Genomic DNA, 18,551 nt, shown 5'->3' with positions numbered 1-18,551 from the left:
ATATCTCAGTTTGAAAGGATTTGCCTGGCACGGTCCAGGTCTTCAGGGGTGTCGACGCCAAGCGGCAGCGACTGCACGATCTCGGCGTCTATGCGCATGCCGGCTTCCAGGGCCCGCAGTTGCTCCAGCCGCTCGCGGCGCTCCAGCGCCGATGGCTTCAGCGCGACAAAACGCTCGAGTGCCGCGCGTCGATAGGCGTAAAGGCCGACATGGTGATAAAGCGGCCCCTCGCCCCAGGGTGCCGTGGCGCGGGTGAAGTAAAGCGCCCGCAACCGTGTGCCGGAGAGCGGCGACCCGACGATCTTTACGACGTTGGGATTGGTCTTTTCCTCTTCGCGGAAGATCTCGACGCCGAGCGTGGCGATATCCACCGAGGGGTCGTCGAACGGGCTGAGCGACGCGGCGATGACGAGGGGATCGATGGTCGGCAGGTCGCCCTGCACATTGACGATCGTTTCGACCTTGCCCAAGGGATCAAGAGCGATCAACGCCTCGTGGATGCGATCCGAACCCGACTCATGATCCATGCGCGTCATCACGGCCTCGAAACCATGCGCCCGCACCGCTTCGGCCACGCTTTGCGTGTCGGTCGCCACCACCACCCGGCCAAGCCCGGCCTCGGCCGCCCGGCGTGCCACATGAACGATCATCGGCGCGCCCGATATGTCGGCCAGCGGCTTGCCCGGCAGGCGTGTCGAGGCCATGCGGGCCGGGATCAGGATCAAGGTGGACATCGGTCTGGCAAGGCGTTCGAAAAGAGGAGGGGAAAAGTGGCAAAAGGTCTCACTGGAAGCGCCCTTATAGGTGTTGCAACGCCCGAGCAAAAGACCTAGTTTCCGCCCGATTTGACCGGCTCCGGAGGGCGGGTCTCGATACCGACGGACGGAGTGGACGGATCAGTCCGCCGGAAAAGGGAGCAAGGGGCGTATGGATTCCAACGAAGTCAACAAGCTGCTCGCCGGATTGCTCGGAACCGTTTTCGTCGTTTTCTCCGTCGGCCTGGTGTCTGACGCGCTGTTTGCCTCGCCCGCTCCCGAAAAACCAGGCTTCGCCATCGAAGCCGCCGAGCCGGTGGAGGGCGGCCCTGCGGCGCCGGCCGCCGCGGCCAAGCCGATCGCCGATCTGCTGGCCACGGCCAATGTCGAGGCGGGTGCCGCCGTGTTCAAGAAGTGCCAGGCCTGCCATTCCGGCGAAAAGGGCGGTCCTAACAAGGTCGGCCCGGATCTGTGGGACCTCGTCGACCGCCCTGTCGCCGAACATGAAGGCTTCGCCTATTCGGCCGGCATGAAGGAATTCTCCAAGGGCGGCACGGAGAAGTGGACCTATGACAACATCAACCACTTCATCACCTCGCCGAAGAAATTCGTGAAGGGAACGGCCATGGGCTTTGCCGGCCTGCCGAAGGACGAGGACCGCGCCAACGTCATCGCCTACCTGCGCACGCTGTCGGACAATCCCAAGCCGCTGCCGGCACCTGGCGCCGCCGCGGACGCCTCCGCACCCGCCAAACCGGCCGATGGGGCCGCTCCGGCGAAGCCGGCTGACGGCGCCGCACCGCCCAAGCCCGCGGCGCCTGCCGCTCCGGCAGCACCGGCTCCTGCTGCACCGGCTCCTGCTGCACCGGCGCCCGCCAAATAACCGGATTATTATCGCTACGATCTTGAAAAAGCCGGGTTCAGCCCGGCTTTTTGTTGATGCCTGTGCGGCGACAAAGCCGCGCACGGCGGTTTTCACGAGCGCCAAATCATCTAGATTGCCTTTCTGGATGATCTGGCACGCATCGCGAGAGGATAGTGCATGATGGTTGGCCGAACGCTTCTGAGGTCGATGCTGGCGACGGCCCTGCTGGCGGCGGGGTTGCAGGCGACCCGGGCCGACGAGTGGCGGACCACCTCATCGCTGATCGGCGAGTCCAAATACGGCGAGAATTTTCAGCACTACGACTACGTCAATCCGAGCGCGCCCAAGGGCGGCACGCTGAATTCGGTGCTGCTTGGCACCTACGACAGCTTCAATCCCTATGTCGTCCAGGGATCGCCGGCGGCGGGTCTTGTCGGCTTCGGCGGCGGCCTGCTCTACGACACGCTGATGGAGCAGGCGACCGATGAGGGCAGCGTCAGCCATCCTCTGATCGCCGACGCCTACAAATACCCGGCCGACTATTCCTCGGCGACTTACCGGCTCGACCCCCGCGCCAAATGGCATGACGGCCAGCCGATCACGGTCGACGACGTGATCTGGTCCTTCCAGGTGCTGAAGGCGAACAGCCCGCAATACAGCCGTTATTTCGAGAACGTCACCGATGCGGTGGCGATCTCCGACCGCGAGGTCGAGTTCCATTTCAACCAGAAGGGCAACCGCGAACTGCCGAAGATCCTTGGCGATCTCGCTGTGCTGCCGAAGCATTGGTGGGAAGGCACGGACGCCAACGGCAAGAAGCGCGACGTCACCAAACCGACGCTGGAAATTCCACTCGGTTCGGCTGCCTACAAGATCGCCAGCTTCAAGCCGGGCTCGGAGATCGTCTGGCAGCGCGTGCCCGACTACTGGGCGGCCAAGCTGCCGGTTAAGATCGGCCGCGAGAATTTCGACACGCGCCGATACACCTACATCCTCGACGACAATGCCGCCTGGCTTGCCTTCACCAAGGGCGGGTTGGAAGACGTCAACCGCGAATACAGCTCCCGCAAATGGGCGACAGCCTATAATTTCCCGGCCATCCGGGCCGGCGACGTCATCAAGAAGGACTTCCAGACCCGGTCGCCACAGCCGATGCAGGGCTTTGTCCTAAACCAGAGGCGGCCGCTGTTCCAGGACCGACTGGTCCGCGAGGCATTGACCATACCCTTCGATTTCGAGAGCATGAATCGCACCTTGTTCTTCGGCTTCAACACACGCACATCGAGCTATTTCCAAGGTACCGAACTGGCGTCCAGCGGATTGCCGCGGGGCAAGGAACTGGAAATCCTGGAAAAGTATCGCGACAAGCTGCCGCCAGAACTCTTCTCTCAGGAGTTCAAGCTGCCCGTCTACGACTCGCCGCAAGCGGAGCGAAAGTATCTGAAGCAGGCCGTCGATCTCTTCGCCAAGACCGGATGGATCATCAAGGGCGGCAAGATGGTCAACGCCAAGACAGGCGCACCGTTCAAGTTCGAGATCCTCGGCTGGAACGACACAGACCAGGTGATCGCCAGCCCTTACATAGCCAACCTGCGCAAGATCGGCGTCGACGCTACCCTGCGCATCATCGACCAGACGCAGTATATCAACCGCGTGAACAATTTCGATTTCGATGTTGTGACGGGTCTGTTCGGCCAGTCGGAGTCGCCCGGCAACGAGCAGCGCGATTTCTGGAGTTCCAAGGCCGCCGATGCGCCTGGTTCGCGCAACCTGATGGGTATCAAGGATCCAGTCGTCGACGCGCTGGTCGATCGCATCATCTTCGCCACCGATCGCGATGATCTCGTCGCCGCCACCCACGCACTCGACCGAATCCTGCTGTGGAACTTCTACGTCGTCCCGCAATATTACCGCTCCGCGGTCTGGCTGGCCTATTGGAACAAGTTCAAGTTTCCCGACAAACAGCCTGCCTATGTCGGTGCTGACATCGATTCCTGGTGGATCGACCCGGACAAGGAAAAGGCGCTGGCGGCCAAGTACAAGGGTCTGAATTGATGGCGGCCCTGCCCCGCCGCGATTTCCTGGCTTTGGGCGGCGCTGCCGCTGCCGCAGCGCTGATGCCGGGCAAAGCCTTTGCAAACATTGCGACCGGCACCAAGCTGCACGGCCTTTCCGCCTTCGGCGACCTCAAATACAAGCCTGATTTCCCACATTTCGACTATGTCCAAGTCGACGCGCCCGTTGGCGGCATCTTCAATTTCTCGCCACCGAATTGGGGCTACAACCAGGATACCCAGACTTTCAACACGCTGAACTCCTTCGCCAACAAGGGCGATGCGCCGCCACGCATGGAGATGTGTTTCGACACGCTGATGGTGCGGGCGCTCGATGAACCCGACGCGGTCTATGGCCAGATCGCGGATGGCGTGACGCTCTCCGACGACCGCAATGGCTTCACCTTCTCGCTTCGACCCGAGGCGCGTTTCCATGACGGCGCGCCGCTGACGGCGCGGGATGCTGCCTTCACCTTCAAGCTCTACAAGGAGAAGGGCCATCCCGACCTATCGCTGTCGCTGACGCACATGGTCGATGCCGTTGCCGTCGACGACCGAACGCTTCGGCTTACTTTTTCCGGCAAACAATCGGCCCGCACCGTGCTCAACGTCGTGGAATTCCCGATCCTTTCGAAGGCTTTTTACACTGCCAATCCATTCGACTCTTCACAGTTGAATCCCCCGCTCGGCTCCGGCGCCTACAAAGTCGGCCGCTTCTCGGCGGGTGCATGGATCGAATACGACCGCGTGGCGGACTATTGGGGCCGAGATCTGCCGGTCAATCGCGGCCAGAACAATTTCGACCGCATCCGCATTGAATTCTATCAGAATCGCAACGCCGGATTCGAAGCTTTCAAGAAGGGTGAGATCACTTATCGCGAGGAATTCGTGTCACGGGTTTGGGCCACCGCCTATGATTTCCCTGCAATGACCGCGGGCAAAGTGGCCAAGCATGAATTCCCGGCCGAAAAGCGACCCTCAATGCAGGCTACCGCGGTTAATCAGCGGCGAGAGCAGTTTCGCGACCCTAGGGTGAGGCGGGCGATCGCGCTATGTTTCGATTTCGAGTGGGCGCGCCGCAACTTCTTCTACGGCTCGTACGAGCGTTCGCAATCCTGCTTCGAGAAATCGGACTTTCGCGCCGAAGGGGCACCATCACCGGAAGAACTGGCTCTGCTGGAGCCGCTGCGAAGCCAGCTGCCGGCAGAGGTCTTCGGCGAGGCAGTGACCCAGCCCGCATCCGACGGCTCCGGTCGCGACCGCAAACTGCTTGGCCAAGCGGCAAAGCTTCTGTCCGCCGCCGGGTGGAAGCGATCAGGCGACTTTGTCGTTAACGACAAGGGGGGCCGGCTTTCAGCCGAGTTCATGGTCGATGACGACACCTTCGTCCAGGTCTATTCGCCCTGGGTGGCCAACATGAAGGCGATCGGCATCGACGCCACGATACGGTTGGTTGATTCGGCGCAATACCAGTCTAGGCAGGCGAGTTTCGACTTCGACCTCTTGTCCGCGGCTTTTTCGTTCAGCGCGACGCCGACTCGGGATGATCTCGAAGTCTTCTTCCATTCGAGCACCGCCGGCGTCTCCGGCTCCCGCAACTTGCCGGGTATCTCCGATCCCGCTGTCGACACGCTGATCAATGCCGTGGGCGCGGCAAAGGACCGTGAAAACCTGACCGTGGCGATGCGAGCGCTCGACCGGGTCTTGCGTGCGCGATGCGATTGGATTCCTAGTTGGTTCTTGGCGAATCACCGAGTCGCCTATTGGGACATGTTCGGCTTTCCTGAACAAAAGCCCGATTTCGGCTTTCCGGTCGAGGCGCTGTGGTGGTTCGATAAGGATAAGGCGGCAAAAATTGGCAAAGGCTGAGATATCAGCCCCGCGAGGGCAGAAGGCCTGATGGGCGCCTATATACTGCGCCGCATCCTTTTGATGATCCCGACCCTGTTCGGCATCATGGCGATATCGTTCGCCGTCATCCAGTTCGCGCCTGGCGGGCCGGTCGAGCAGGTCATCGCCAAGCTGACCAACCAGGGCGGCAGCGACCGCCTCGGCGGTGGCGGCGGCGATGCAGGCGGCTCCAATTTCGATGTCGCCGGCGATGTCAGCTCGAAATATCGCGGCGCCCAGGGTCTCGATCCGGAATTCATCAAGAAGCTGGAGAAGCAGTTCGGTTTCGACAAGCCGCCGCTCGAGCGCTTCGGCATGATGCTGTGGAATTATGCCAGGTTCGATTTCGGCAACAGCTATTTCCGCGACATCTCGGTGCTCGACCTGATCCTCGAAAAGATGCCCGTATCGATTTCGATCGGGCTCTGGATCACTTTGTTGTCCTATCTGATCTCGATCCCGCTCGGCATTCGCAAGGCGGTGAAGGACGGCACGCCCTTCGACGTCTGGACCAGTGGCGTCGTCATCGTCGGCTATGCCATTCCGGGCTTCCTGTTCGGCATCCTTTTGATGGTGCTGTTCGCCGGCGGTTCATTCTGGGACTGGTTCCCGTTGCGCGGCATCGTCTCGGACAATTGGGATCAATTGTCGTGGCCGGCCAAGATCGTCGATTACTTCTGGCACATGACGCTGCCGCTGACGGCGCTGGTGTTGTCGGCCTTCGCAACGACCACGCTTTTGACCAAGAACTCCTTCCTGGAGGAAATCCGCAAGCAGTATGTGGTGACGGCGCGCGCCAAGGGCCTGTCGGAACGGCAGGTGCTTTATGGCCACGTTTTCCGCAACGCCATGCTGATCGTCATCGCCGGCTTCCCGGGTGCGTTCATCTCGGCTTTCTTCACCGGATCGCTGCTGATCGAGAACATCTTTTCGCTCGACGGGCTCGGGCTGCTCGGCTTCCGGTCGGTGGTCGAGCGCGACTATCCCGTGGTGTTCGCCAACCTTTATATCTTCTCGCTGCTTGGCCTTTTCGTCGGGCTCCTGTCCGACCTGATGTACACCTGGGTCGATCCGCGCATCGATTTCGAGCGGAGAGACATCTGATGTCGGAGGCAAGCGTCACCGCCGGTGTCTTGCCGGAGCGGCTCCCGCGGCCGTTCCTGTCGCCGCTCAACAAGCGCCGCCTGCAGAATTTCAAAGCCAACCGGCGCGGCTACTGGTCGCTGTGGATTTTCCTCGTGCTGTTCGTGCTGTCGCTGTTTGCCGAATTCATCGCCAATGACAAGCCGATCATCGCTTCCTACAAGGGCGAGATCCTTTTCCCGGTGATGGTCGCGTACCCCGAGGAAAAATTCGGCGGCTTCTATGCCGTCACCGATTACCGCGACCCGGTTATCCAGGACGAGATCAACGCCCATGGCTGGATGATCTGGCCGCCGATCCGCTATTCCTACCAGACCGTCAACAACGCCATTCCGGAAGCAGCGCCGGCCAAGCCATCATGGGAATATGATGCCAAGACGCGCTGCAACCAATATCCACAAGGAGCCGATGACCCGGCCTGCAATGTCGGTAACTGGAACTGGTTCGGCACCGACGACCAGGCGCGCGACGTGCTGGCGCGCGTCATTTACGGCTTCCGCATTTCGGTGCTGTTCGGCCTGATCCTGACCGCGGGATCGGCGCTGATCGGCGTCGGCGCCGGTGCCTTGCAGGGCTATTTCGGCGGCTGGACCGATCTCCTGTTCCAGCGCTTCATCGAGATCTGGTCGGCCATACCAGTGCTCTATCTGCTGCTCATCGTCGCCGCCATCCTGCCGCCGGGCTTCTTCATCCTGCTCGGCCTGATGCTGTTGTTTTCCTGGGTGGCGCTGGTCGGGGTGGTGCGGGCGGAGTTCCTGCGCGCCCGCAACTTCGAATATGTCAACGCGGCGCGCGCGCTCGGCGTGCCCAACCGCACCATCATGTTCCGGCATCTGCTGCCCAACGCCATGGTGGCGACATTGACCTTCCTGCCCTTTTTGCTGAGCGGCTCGATCTCGACGCTGACCTCGCTAGACTATCTCGGCTTCGGCCTGCCGCCCGGCTCGGCCTCGCTCGGCGAACTGCTCAAGCAGGCGCAGCGCAACCTCAACGCGCCGTGGCTCGGCATTTCCGGCTTCGTCGTCATCTCACTGATGCTGTCGCTGCTGGTTTTTGTCGGCGAGGCGACGCGCGACGCCTTCGATCCGCGCAAGACGTTCAAATGAGCGATGCTCCCTTGCTCAGCGTACAGGACCTCAGCGTCGCCTTCAGCCAGGGCGGCGGCCAGTCTGTCGCCGTCGATCATATCTCGTTCGACATCGCCAGGGGCGAGACTGTGGCGCTGGTCGGCGAATCCGGCTCAGGCAAATCGGTCTCGGCGCTGTCGGTGCTGAAGCTGCTGCCCTACCCCAGCGCCAGCCATCCCTCGGGCAAGATCCTGTTCCAGGGTGCCGACCTGCTCGCCATGAGCGAGAAGCAGTTGCGCCAGGTGCGCGGCAACAAGATCACCATGATCTTCCAGGAGCCGATGACCTCGCTCAATCCGTTGCACACGATCGAGCACCAGATCGTCGAAATCCTGAAACTGCATCAGGGCATGGCCGACCGACCGGCCAAGGCGCGCACGCTGGCCCTGCTCAACGAGGTCGGTATCCGCGATCCGCAGAAGCGGCTGGACGCCTATCCGCATCAACTGTCTGGCGGCCAGCGCCAGCGCGTCATGATCGCCATGGCGCTCGCCAACGAGCCGGAACTGTTAATCGCGGACGAGCCGACGACCGCCCTCGACGTCACCGTGCAGGCACAGATCCTCGAACTCCTCGCGGGCCTCAAAAGCCGCAAGGGCATGTCGATGCTGTTCATCACCCATGACCTCGGCATCGTGCGCAAGATCGCCGACCGGGTCTGCGTGATGACCAAGGGCAAGATCGTCGAGACCGGACCGACCAAGGACATCTTCGTCAACCCTCAGCACCCCTATACGCGCCATCTTCTGGCCGCCGAGCCGAAAGGCAAACCGCCGGTCGCCAATGCCGACGCCAAGCCTGTCATGACCGGCAAGGACATCAAGGTCTGGTTTCCGATCAAGCAGGGGTTCTTCCGGCGCACGATCGATCATGTTAAGGCGGTCGACGGCATCGACGTCACCGTGCGCGCCGGCCAGACGCTGGGCGTGGTCGGCGAATCCGGTTCGGGCAAGACGACGCTCGGCCTGGCGCTGGCACGCATGATCTCGTCGACCGGGACGATCCAGTTCAACGGCCGCGACATCAACCAGCTCACCTTCAACGCCATGCGACCGCTCAGGCGCGAATTACAGATCGTCTTCCAGGATCCGTTCGGCTCGCTCAGCCCACGCATGTCGATCGCCGAGATCATCGAGGAAGGCCTGAAGATCCACGAGCCGAAGCTGTCGCCCGACGAGCGCGACGACAAGGTGGCCGCCGTGTTGAAGGAGGTCGGGCTCGATCCGGCGACCCGCAACCGCTATCCGCACGAGTTTTCCGGCGGCCAGCGCCAACGTGTCGCCATCGCCCGCGCAATGGTGCTCAACCCGCGCTTCGTCATGCTGGACGAGCCGACATCGGCGCTCGACATGAGCGTGCAGGCGCAGGTCGTCGATCTGCTGCGCAATTTGCAGGCCAAGCACGACCTCGCCTATCTTTTCATCAGCCACGACCTCAAGGTCATCCGGGCGCTGGCCAATGACGTCATCGTCATGCGCAACGGCCAGATCGTCGAAGCCGGCCCTTCCGAACAGATTTTTGAAAATCCGCAAACCGACTATACTCGGGCTCTGATCTCGGCCGCGTTCAAGATCGAGACCGCGCCGACGGGCGTGGTCAGCGAGTGATCCGCACAAGGAAGGACTGAACGAACCGCGATGGAAAAAGGCCGCATCCTGCTTGCCGTCACCGGCTTTCATCCGCAGCGCTGGCGCGACCTGTTGTCGGCCGAGCGCGAGGTGGTGCTGGAACCGGATGGAGCCAAGGATCCCTCGATCACCTATGCGGTGGTGTGGAAGCAGAAGCCTAATTTGATGTCGTCGCTGCCTAATCTGCGCGCCATCTTCTCGATCGGTGCCGGCGTCGACCATATCTTCGCCGATCCCGGCCTGCCGGACGTGCCGATCGTCAAGGTGGTCGCCGACAACCTCACCCAGTACATGACCGAGTACGTCGTCTGGCGGGTGCTCGATCACCATCGCCAGGGCCTGCTCTACCGGTCGCAGCAGCCAAAGAAGATCTGGCACGAGCCGCAGCAGAGGCCGGCCGGTGACATTTCCATCGGCATCATGGGACTCGGCAGTCTCGGCCGCGCCGCAGCCTCGGCGCTGCTGTCGCTGGGCTTTGCGGTCAATGGCTGGTCGCGCACGGACCGGCCAATGGAAGGGGTGGCGACGTATGGCGGCGAAGCCGGGCTGATTCCGTTCCTCAACGCCACCGACATTCTGGTCGTGCTTCTGCCGCTGACGCCGGACACGCAAGGCATCATAAACTACGGCGTGCTGAAGGAATTGAGGAAACGCAACGGACTCGGCGGCTCGGTGCTGATCAATGCCGGACGCGGCCGCCTGCAGAAGGACGCCGACATCTTGCGCGCTCTGGATGACGGCACGCTGAAGGAGGCGAGCCTCGACGTGTTCGAGGTCGAGCCGCTGCCGAAGACGAGCCCGTTGTGGAACCACCCGAAGGTGTTCGTGACGCCGCATGCCGCGGCGACCTCCGATCCAGCCCATCTGGCGCCACTCATGCTGCGCCAGATGGATGCTTTCGAACGCGGCGAAAAGCTCGACAATCTGGTGGACCGCAAGGCAGGATACTAGCCAGACGTCCTCGTCACCTGGCCAAATCCCAGTCCTGAAAACATTTCTTGATCACCCGGACCGACGACAGTTGCAGCTTCGGCAGGTCGAGCTGCTCGAACGCCACCCGGGATCTTGAGCGGTTTTTCGGCGTGGTCACTGCAATGTGGTGGATCATGTCCCATTTGATGCTGTCGCGCCCACCCTCCAAGGCTCCGCGTCTCTCCTTCTCGAACAACGTACGCCTGAAATAGCGCAGCAGACTTGCCGGGGTGGAAATGTCCAGCAGGATCAATCCGGTCGCGCGCTGGAAGCGTTGCGGCATGCAAACCGAATAATTTCCGTCCATCACCCACCGCTCGCCGGCAATCGCGGCGTCATGCAAGGCAATGAACTCGTCCCTCGGACGCTGCACCCAATCCGTGTTGGGCAGGTGAAAGAGCAGATCAAGATGAATGGGTGTAAGGCCACGCTTGCGCGCGATCGCGTCGGCAAGCGTCGACTTGCCGCTGTTCGATGGCCCCAGGATGCAGATGCGGTCGCCGAGGTCCGAGAGCTTCATCTGGGCAACATGCATCAGCCAGGCAGAGCGAACTTCTTCTGCTTGTCCGGTTTGCCGCAGTCGCGGCGATCGATCGACCGGTTCATGGCATCGATTTCGCCTGACGCCTTGTCGCTGTCGCGTTGAGCCTTGGAACGCATGTCGGGCGTGAACGGGCCAAAGCCCATGGCGGGATTGGAAAAGGTCGGCTTGGCGGTCGTCGGGAGATTATATTGCTGCGCCAATCCGTTGCGCTGCGCCAGCAGCTGATCGCATGGCACGCTGTCATATTGCAGCGATGACTCGACGTTGGCGTCCTGCCGCTCGGACGCTGAATTGCCCACGCAGCCGGCTGCCGCCAGGCAAGAGGCCAATATCATCATGTTCCAGCGCATCCGATATGCTCCTCCTGATATCCCGCCCTGATGCGACCAGATCGCAAATATCAGTCGCGCACGCAAATCGGACTTTTTCGCAGCAGCAGGATGATGGTCATGCACGCTTCAAGCTGCGTGAGCCTTGCGTGCCACAACGGCCAGCCCTTTGACAGGCTCACTGCGATCCTGCCGGATGGTCGTTGGCTCCAGCGCCAGGATCGAAAGCCCGTTGGCCCCGAGGGTCCGCCTGATATAGGGTTCCGAATGGGCGTAGCGTCGGGAAGGCTGCAGCGCGAAGTCGCCGCTTGCTAGACTCTCGACTGAAAAGGCAAACAGGCCACCCTCGGCGAGCAGGCAGGCGACCGTCCCGATCAGGCCTTCCAGCGCGCCGATGTAGATCAGCACGTCGGCTGATGTCACCAGATCGGCCTTGTCGCCTGAATGGGAAAAATCCTGCAAATCCGCTTTCGTCAGCGCGTCGTAGATGCCCTTTGCCCGCGCCTTCTTCAGCATCCTTGCCGAGATGTCGATTCCCTCCAGCCGGTTGACGATCGGCCTCAGCTTCTCGCCCATCAGTCCGGTGCCGCAACCCAGGTCGAGCGCCAGGCGGAGGCGGCCCGGCCTTGCCTTGCGGATGGCAGCGTCGAGCACCTCGGGCAACCGGTAATCGAGCTTGCCGACCAGCATCTCCTCGAATGTCTCGGCATAGTGGTCGAACAGCGTTTCGACAAAGGCGCTGGGCGGCGCCGCGGCGACCGGACCTTTGCCGATCAGCTGCAATTTGAGGGCCGCGCCCTGGCGATCGGCCGGATCGAGTTTCAGCGACATGTCCCAGGCCTGCGCCGCCAGGTCGAGCCTGCTCGATGCCTCCTGCATCTCGCCTAGGCGAAACCAGCCCATTGCCCATTGCGGCGCCAGCTCCAGTGCGCCAATCAGCAACTCGGCCGCGGCCGCGTGGTCGCCGGAGGCAAACAGCATCTCGGCATAGTCGGCACGACGATCGGCGTTCAGATCGCCCGATGAGGTCTGAAGCGGTTTCATGATGATGTTTTCCACCTGCAGGGAGCCGGCCGCCCATCTGTGTAGAGCAAAGAATGCCTAAGCAGAACCGAATTGGACAGGCTTTGCCCGGGAGTCAGCAGTCGCGAACAACAGGCTTTCCGCGGCGGAATTATATCCTATCTTGGGACCATGCGCGCCAGCGACCTGCTTCATCCCCGGCCCGAAGGCCTCTACTGCCCGCCGGGCGATTTCTTCATCGACCCGGTGCGGCCGGTGAACCGGGCGCTGATCACGCACGGCCATTCCGACCATGCGCGTTCCGGCCACGGCTCGGTGCTTGCGACACAGCAGACGCTCGACATCATGGGACTTCGCTACGGCGAGGATTTCGCGGGGACGACGCAGGCAGCCAGGCTCGGCGAGACGATTGCCCTGAACGGCGTCGATGTCAGCTTTCATCCGGCCGGCCATGTGCTGGGTTCGGCGCAGATATCGGTCGAGCATCGGGGCAGGCGCATCGTCGCCTCCGGCGACTACAAGCGGCGGAAAGATGCGACCTGCGCGCCCTTCGAGCCGATCCACTGCGACATCTTCATCACCGAGGCGACTTTCGGCCTGCCGGTGTTTCGCCATCCGCCAGACACGGAAGAGATCGCCCGGCTGCTGAAATCGGCGGCGCAATTCCCGGAGCGCTCGCATCTGGTCGGGGCTTACGCGCTGGGCAAGGCGCAACGCGTGATGCGGCTGTTGCGCGACGCCGGTTACGACAAGCCGCTCTACATCCATGGCGCGCTGGCCAAGCTCAGCGCGTATTACCAGAGCCAGGGCATCGATCTCGGCGATCTCGAGCCGGCGACGGTGGAGAGCGGGGCCAAGCAAGATTTCGCGGGCGCCATCGTGGTCGGCCCGCCATCGGCCTTCGCCGACCGCTGGGCGCGGCGCTTTCCCGATCCGATCTCGTGCTTCGCGTCGGGCTGGATGCGCATCCGCCAGCGCGCCAAACAAGGCGGCGTCGAACTGCCGCTGATCATCTCGGACCATGCCGACTGGGATGAACTCACCGCCACCATCAAGGAGACCGGAGCCGCCGAAATCTGGGTCACGCATGGCCGCGAGGAAGCGCTGGTGCGCTGGTGCGAGCTGGAAGGCATCGCGGCACGGCCGCTGCATCTGGTCGGCTATGAGGATGAGGGCGATTGACGGCATGAACCGCTTCGCCGAGCTTCTCGACCGCCTGGTGCTGACGCCGTCGCGCAACGGCAAGCTGACCCTTTTGACCGACTATTTCCGCAGCGTCGAGGATCCCGATCGCGGCCTGGCGCTGGCGGCCATAACCGGCGATCTCAGGATTGCCGCGGTCAAGCCGGCGATGCTGCGCACGCTGGTCACCGAACGCATGGACCCGGTGCTGTTCGGCTATTCCTACGATTATGTCGGCGACCTCGCCGAGACGGTGTCGCTGGTCTGGCCGCAAACGCCTGGCAGGATGGCCAACCGCGAGCCGACGCTTGGCGAGGTGGTGGCCAAGCTGCAGGCGGCAAGCCGCTCGGATGGACCGAAGGTGCTGACGGGGCTGCTCGACAGCGCCGGCATCTCGGCGCGCTTTGCCCTCATCAAGCTGGTCACTGGCGGCCTGCGCATCGGCGTCTCGGCGCGGCTGGCCAAACAGGCGCTGGCCGATTTCGGCAAGGTCGACGTCGCCGAGATCGAAGAGCTCTGGCATGGGCTATCGCCGCCCTACACGGCGCTGTTCGCCTGGCTGGAAGGCAAAGCCGAAAAACCGCGCAACACGGCGATGGCGCTGTTTCGCCCGGTCATGCTGTCGAACCCGGTCGGCGACAGCGACCTCGAAAAGCTCGATCCCGCCGACTACGCGGCAGAATGGAAATGGGACGGCATCCGGGTCCAGGCGGTGGCCGAAGGCGGCATCCGCCGGCTCTATTCGCGCACCGGCGATGATGTCTCAGGGGCCTTTCCGGATCTCGCCGACGCCATGCATTTTTCCGCCGCGCTCGATGGCGAATTGCTGGTCGGCGACCCGCGGGCGGCGACGGGAACCTTCTCGGACCTGCAGCAACGGCTGAACCGCAAGACGGTGACGCCGAAGATGCAGCAGCAGTATCCAGCCTTCATGCGCTGTTACGACGTGCTGCAGATCGGTGCCGAGGATCTGCGCGGATTGTCCTTCGCCAAGCGACGCGGCCGGCTCGAAGCCTTCATCGGGACGCTCGACCCCAGCCGCTTCGATCTCTCACCCTTCGTCGCGTTCACGGACTGGCAATCGCTCGAGGACCTGCGCCGTGCGCCGCCGCATCCGATCATCGAAGGCGTGATGCTAAAGCGCTGGGATTCGCCCTATGTCGCCGGCCGGCCTAAGGGTCCATGGTTCAAATGGAAGCGCGATCCGCATACGGTGGACGCCGTACTGATGTATGCCCAGCGCGGCCACGGCAAGCGCTCGAGCTTCTATTCCGACTACACGTTCGGCGTTTGGTCCGGGGCCGAGGGCGAGGAGGAACTCGTGCCGGTCGGCAAGGCCTATTTCGGATTCACCGATGAAGAGCTGAAGCAGATCGACAAATATGTCCGTGACAACACCGTCGAGCGTTTTGGACCGGTGCGCTCGGTGCGCGCCGACCGCGACAATGGCCTGGTGCTGGAAGTCGCCTTCGAGGGACTCAACCGTTCGACCCGGCACAAATCGGGTGTGGCCATGCGTTTCCCCAGGATTTCACGATTGCGCTGGGACAAGCCGGCCAACGAGGCCGATCGCATCGAAACGCTGCAAGCGCTGCTCGATGGCTAGACCGAAATCCCGAACCGAAAGTTCCATTCCAGACAGGAGCGCACATGGTTTCCCGATCCGACAAGGTTGAGTGTTTTCGCGCTCTTCACAAATCCGGCTGCTTCGTGGTCCCCAATCCCTGGGACATAGCCGGCGCCCGGATGATGGTGGGTTTGGGTTTCAGGGCTTTGGCAACAACATCGTCGGGCTATGCGTTCTCGAAGGGCAGGAGAGATGGAGCGCTGGAAGTCAGCCGCGACGAGAGCCTGACGTATGCCGCCGAGATAGCAGCTTCGACCGATGTTCCGGTCACCGCTGATTTGGAGGACGGGTACGCGGATACTCCTGAGGGCATTGCCGAGACCGTTCTGCTCGCGGCGAAGGCTGGATTGGCGGGGCTGTCCATCGAGGACCGGCAGCCGAGATCGAATTTGCCGATACGCGATTTCGACGATGCAGTTGCGCGTGTCGCTGCGGCGGCCGATGCCGCGCGAAAACACAACATCGTCCTTACCGCGCGCGCCGATGGCCTCGGCAAGGGGACATATGGTCTCGAAGAGGCCATTCGCCGCCTAAAGGCCTTCGAGACTGTCGGTGCTGAGGTCGTTTATGCGCCCGGGGTGCCGGATCTGGCATCCCTCCAGAGGCTTTGCCGCTCGGTCAGTGCTCCTGTAAATCATGTGATCGGCCAAGGTGTCTCCGGATTGACCCTTGACCAGATTGCGCAAGCGGGCGTGCGACGGGTCAGTGTTGGCGGATCGCTTGCCCGCGCGGCCGGCGGAGCGCTGATGTCCATCTGTCAGGATATTGCGACAGGCGACTTCACCGCACTGGAATCTGCTCCGGCCTGGGGTGATCTACGCAGCCCAAAACCGGTGATATAAATCCGTAAGGGGCCGCCTCCGGCCATCACCACCGATGTTCCCCCAGGGTTCGACTCAAGGTTCGACCGAGACACGGATCTCGTAGACGTCGACCGCCTTGCCCTGCTTGTCGAAATCGGAATTGATGGCGATGGTTCCGGCGGACCCCGGATGCTTGTCGGGAAACTTCACGTCGAACAGAAATTCGTTCTTCTGCTGGCCGACCGCGTAACGCTTGCGGCCGCAGTCGCCGAGTTCGCCGAAATTGCAGTCGACGGAGATCTGCGTGTCCTTGCCGTCCTCGGCCCGGGCGATGATGTCGAACACGGCGTGCTTGCCGGCGAGTTTTTCCAGCACGCCCTGGCCGACGTCGAAGGCGATCGCCGAGCCGGAGGCGCCTGACTGGATGCGCAGGAACGGCCCGCTGTCGTCCTTCATCACCTCGGCCTTGGCGTCAGACGGGGCGGCGACATGCGTCGGGTCGGTCGGCGAAAACACATCGATCCAGTCGCGCGACTGGTCCGCGGCACCGGGCTTTGCCGGCGCGTTGGCGCCATCGGCCGGGGTGAAATCGTCGTCCTCGACGGTCGGCGGCGCTTCCGGAGGCGCGGTATTGAGCTCCGCGGCCGTCTTGAACACACCGGTCTGCATGGCAAAGTACAGTCCGATGCCAATCGCCGCGAGCAGCGTCACCGTGAAGAAAATGGCGGTCAGCGGCAGGCGCCGGCCTCGAATGCGTCGCTCATCGCGATCGGGCGCGACTTCCGTCGCGGCACCGGAAGAGGCAGGAACCGACATGTCGATGGCTGGCGCACCCGGCAGAGCCGCATCCGGCATGATGTCGGGAACCACCGGCAGCACGCGCGAGCGCGGCGCGTCGGAAGCGGGCTGCCCGGGACCGTCGACGGTGACAGCGAGCGATGACGCCCTTGGGCCCGCCTCGTCGACCGCTGGCGCTGCGCCGGCAGCGGCCTCGACCGCCGGCGCGTCGATCTGCGGGGCAACGCCTGGCACCGCCGGCAGGTATTCGGATTCGATCTCGGTGATTTTCGCCTGGATCGCCTTGCGGCGCTTGATGGCGACTTCCACGGTCACGCCGGGATTGGCTTGGAGCGCTCGGTCGAGCGCGGCGAAGGCCGAACGATAGACCCTCTCGCGGAACGCACGGTCCTCGGCATTGCCCTTATCCAGGGCGTTCCGGATCGCTTTTTCGATCGCGTCCAAGCGAGATCCCTCTGCAAATTGTCCCAAGCTTTCGTGATGGTTAGCCGCAGGCGACCAATCAATCAACGGGCGGGCAGCCGCATTCTGCCTCGACAGGCCGTCCAAAGGCCATTTTCACGATGTTCCGGCAAACAAAATCGGAACATGTCGGCGATTCCGGCATGCAGGGGCGCCAGAACGCCGGTTTTGATCGGGGCGCGGCCCTTGCATGATTTGCCAAGTCGCATCTTGAATTCGCGTCCGGTTGAGTCTATCACCCTGCCCATCTTGGAGGCCTTGGCCTCCCGGGCCGCTTTAGCTCAGTTGGTAGAGCACATCATTCGTAATGATGGGGTCAGGTGTTCGAGTCACCTAAGCGGCACCAGTTTTTCAAACCGATGGTCGAAGCTGCCTGGGCGCGCCGAAGATGGCCGAATCCCGGCCGTTTGCGTTTGCCATGGATGCAAGGAGCTGCCCGCCATCGACAACAACTCGGGACCGGTGCAGGTCTATCCGAAGACCCACGAGCAAGTCGCGACTTCCTCGGGGCCCGGAAACTCGCGAAAGCGAGCAATCCGGGATTTTCAAATCTCAATAACAAATGATGAACCGCGCATTTCTATTTTTTTGGAACAGACACTTGGGTCGCACATTTCCTGCCGACAGTTCCATGGACAGGAGGTTTTGAATTGCCAAGGCGTGTCGACAAGGAAAAGCTGGCAAGAGCGGACCGCGAGGCGAGGCTGGTGCTGGATGCCGAGCGTCACGCAAGGGACGCTAAGACAACCCGCCTGAGGGAGCAGAGACTGCAGCAAGAGGCATTGGCGGACAAATCTCCGCCTGCACGCCGACGGGAGCCGACCGGAAAGCCGGCTAGGCGTGTGATCGAGGTGGACTGACCTGCTTGGGCGCCCGGTTTCGCCCCGATGGCGCCGTCAGCGATGCCTCCGCGTTGCCGCATAAGACAGTAGCCCAGCAGACCCATATGCCATTGTCGGAGCCCCGGTTTTGGTATGAAATGTCCGGTGTCAGCATGGGAGGTCGAAATGCCCAACATTTTCAAGACCGGAGACGTCGTCAAGCTGAGGTCGGGAGGCCCGAAGATGACGGTCAGCGACGGCGCCGCTTCCGGCATGTATCTGTGCCACTGGTTCAATAAAGACGGCGATGTGTGGACTCCGCAGCATGCCGGCTTCAAATCGGATCAGTTGATAGCCGCCGACCAATCGACGTAATTCTCGCGTCGCCAACGGGCGGGCCGGTCCGGCGCAATTCAGATGCGCCGGACGAGGTGTTCTGCCGTACCTTGGGCCGCCAAGGTCCATCGCCGGCAAGCGGCAAGACAGGCATGGCGACCGACGGATTTCCGCGATCACAACGTTTAACGG

At 62.4% G+C, this 18,551-nt stretch carries 16 protein-coding genes and 1 tRNA gene; 12 read left to right on the top strand and 5 right to left on the bottom strand.

Annotated features, from left to right (window positions below; genetic code table 11):
- Positions 1-5: 5 nt before the first annotated feature.
- The gene (locus ACVWWD_RS11640; RefSeq protein WP_023783406.1) at positions 6-734 is read right to left on the bottom strand and encodes a 3-deoxy-manno-octulosonate cytidylyltransferase; all 729 of its coding nucleotides are present in this window, start codon (positions 732-734) and stop codon (positions 6-8) included.
- A 193-nt stretch (positions 735-927) separates the two neighbouring features.
- On the opposite strand from ACVWWD_RS11640, the gene ACVWWD_RS11635 reads away from it, so the two are divergent.
- The 7 genes from ACVWWD_RS11635 to ACVWWD_RS11605 all read left to right on the top strand — a co-directional run bounded on the left by ACVWWD_RS11635 (position 928) and on the right by ACVWWD_RS11605 (position 10,413).
- Positions 928-1,638, top strand: coding sequence for a c-type cytochrome (locus ACVWWD_RS11635; RefSeq protein ID WP_352547660.1), 711 nt, complete (start codon positions 928-930; stop codon positions 1,636-1,638).
- A 159-nt stretch (positions 1,639-1,797) separates the two neighbouring features.
- Positions 1,798-3,675 (top strand): extracellular solute-binding protein, encoded by a 1,878-nt coding sequence (locus ACVWWD_RS11630; protein ID WP_352547658.1) that lies wholly within the window; start codon positions 1,798-1,800, stop codon positions 3,673-3,675.
- The gene (locus ACVWWD_RS11625; protein ID WP_352547656.1) at positions 3,675-5,543 is read left to right on the top strand and encodes an extracellular solute-binding protein; all 1,869 of its coding nucleotides are present in this window, start codon (positions 3,675-3,677) and stop codon (positions 5,541-5,543) included. Before ACVWWD_RS11630 ends, ACVWWD_RS11625 begins: the two co-directional genes overlap by 1 nt.
- Before the next feature lie 30 nt (positions 5,544-5,573).
- The gene (locus ACVWWD_RS11620) at positions 5,574-6,668 is read left to right on the top strand and encodes a microcin C ABC transporter permease YejB (protein WP_015314055.1); all 1,095 of its coding nucleotides are present in this window, start codon (positions 5,574-5,576) and stop codon (positions 6,666-6,668) included.
- Entirely contained in the window at positions 6,668-7,813 is a 1,146-nt protein-coding gene (locus ACVWWD_RS11615) for an ABC transporter permease (RefSeq protein WP_023772644.1), read from the top strand. The genes ACVWWD_RS11620 and ACVWWD_RS11615 overlap by 1 nt, the downstream gene beginning before the upstream one ends.
- Positions 7,810-9,441, top strand: coding sequence for an ABC transporter ATP-binding protein (locus ACVWWD_RS11610; RefSeq protein WP_352547653.1), 1,632 nt, complete (start codon positions 7,810-7,812; stop codon positions 9,439-9,441). The genes ACVWWD_RS11615 and ACVWWD_RS11610 overlap by 4 nt, the downstream gene beginning before the upstream one ends.
- A 30-nt stretch (positions 9,442-9,471) precedes the next feature.
- Positions 9,472-10,413 carry a 2-hydroxyacid dehydrogenase gene (locus ACVWWD_RS11605; RefSeq protein WP_352547651.1) on the top strand — a complete coding sequence of 314 codons (942 nt, stop codon included), beginning with the start codon at positions 9,472-9,474 and terminating at the stop codon, positions 10,411-10,413.
- Between the two features lie 13 nt (positions 10,414-10,426).
- Here the strand turns inward: ACVWWD_RS11605 and ACVWWD_RS11600 are convergent, their stop codons facing one another.
- The 3 genes from ACVWWD_RS11600 to ACVWWD_RS11590 form a co-directional block, all read right to left on the bottom strand.
- On the bottom strand, positions 10,427-10,954 hold the full coding sequence (locus tag ACVWWD_RS11600; protein WP_023792516.1) for a P-loop NTPase family protein: 528 nt from the start codon (positions 10,952-10,954) through the stop codon (positions 10,427-10,429).
- 14 nt (positions 10,955-10,968) lie between these two features.
- Positions 10,969-11,328 (bottom strand): hypothetical protein, encoded by a 360-nt coding sequence (locus ACVWWD_RS11595; RefSeq protein WP_023772640.1) that lies wholly within the window; start codon positions 11,326-11,328, stop codon positions 10,969-10,971.
- A gap of 108 nt (positions 11,329-11,436) precedes the next feature.
- Positions 11,437-12,351, bottom strand: a complete 915-nt coding sequence (locus tag ACVWWD_RS11590; protein WP_352547648.1) for a class I SAM-dependent methyltransferase — start codon at positions 12,349-12,351, stop codon at positions 11,437-11,439.
- A gap of 150 nt (positions 12,352-12,501) precedes the next feature.
- Between ACVWWD_RS11590 and ACVWWD_RS11585 the strand changes: the two genes are divergently transcribed.
- From ACVWWD_RS11585 to ACVWWD_RS11575, 3 genes are read left to right on the top strand one after another with little or no spacing between them, the layout of a single operon-like run.
- Complete coding sequence (locus tag ACVWWD_RS11585; RefSeq protein ID WP_352547646.1) at positions 12,502-13,512, top strand: ligase-associated DNA damage response exonuclease; 1,011 nt, start codon at positions 12,502-12,504, stop codon at positions 13,510-13,512.
- A gap of 4 nt (positions 13,513-13,516) precedes the next feature.
- A complete protein-coding gene (locus ACVWWD_RS11580; protein ID WP_352547722.1) occupies positions 13,517-15,118 on the top strand; it encodes a cisplatin damage response ATP-dependent DNA ligase in 1,602 nt (533 codons plus the stop codon).
- A gap of 44 nt (positions 15,119-15,162) precedes the next feature.
- On the top strand, positions 15,163-15,981 hold the full coding sequence (locus ACVWWD_RS11575) for an isocitrate lyase/PEP mutase family protein (protein ID WP_023772636.1): 819 nt from the start codon (positions 15,163-15,165) through the stop codon (positions 15,979-15,981).
- Between the two features lie 54 nt (positions 15,982-16,035).
- Here ACVWWD_RS11575 and ACVWWD_RS11570 read toward each other — a convergent pair whose 3' ends face one another.
- Positions 16,036-17,184 carry a hypothetical protein gene (locus tag ACVWWD_RS11570; RefSeq protein ID WP_023772635.1) on the bottom strand — a complete coding sequence of 383 codons (1,149 nt, stop codon included), beginning with the start codon at positions 17,182-17,184 and terminating at the stop codon, positions 16,036-16,038.
- Between the two features lie 288 nt (positions 17,185-17,472).
- Between ACVWWD_RS11570 and ACVWWD_RS11565 the strand changes: the two genes are divergently transcribed.
- Positions 17,473-17,548: transfer RNA gene (locus tag ACVWWD_RS11565), tRNA-Thr, on the top strand.
- A 661-nt stretch (positions 17,549-18,209) separates the two neighbouring features.
- Positions 18,210-18,398, top strand: a complete 189-nt coding sequence (locus ACVWWD_RS11560) for a YodC family protein (RefSeq protein WP_023772633.1) — start codon at positions 18,210-18,212, stop codon at positions 18,396-18,398.
- Positions 18,399-18,551: the final 153 nt, after the last annotated feature.

The sequence above is a fragment of the Mesorhizobium sp. URHB0026 genome (assembly GCF_054059755.1).
The sequence above is the reverse complement of the archived record's forward strand: the minus strand, read 5'-3'. Positions and strand labels throughout refer to the sequence as shown.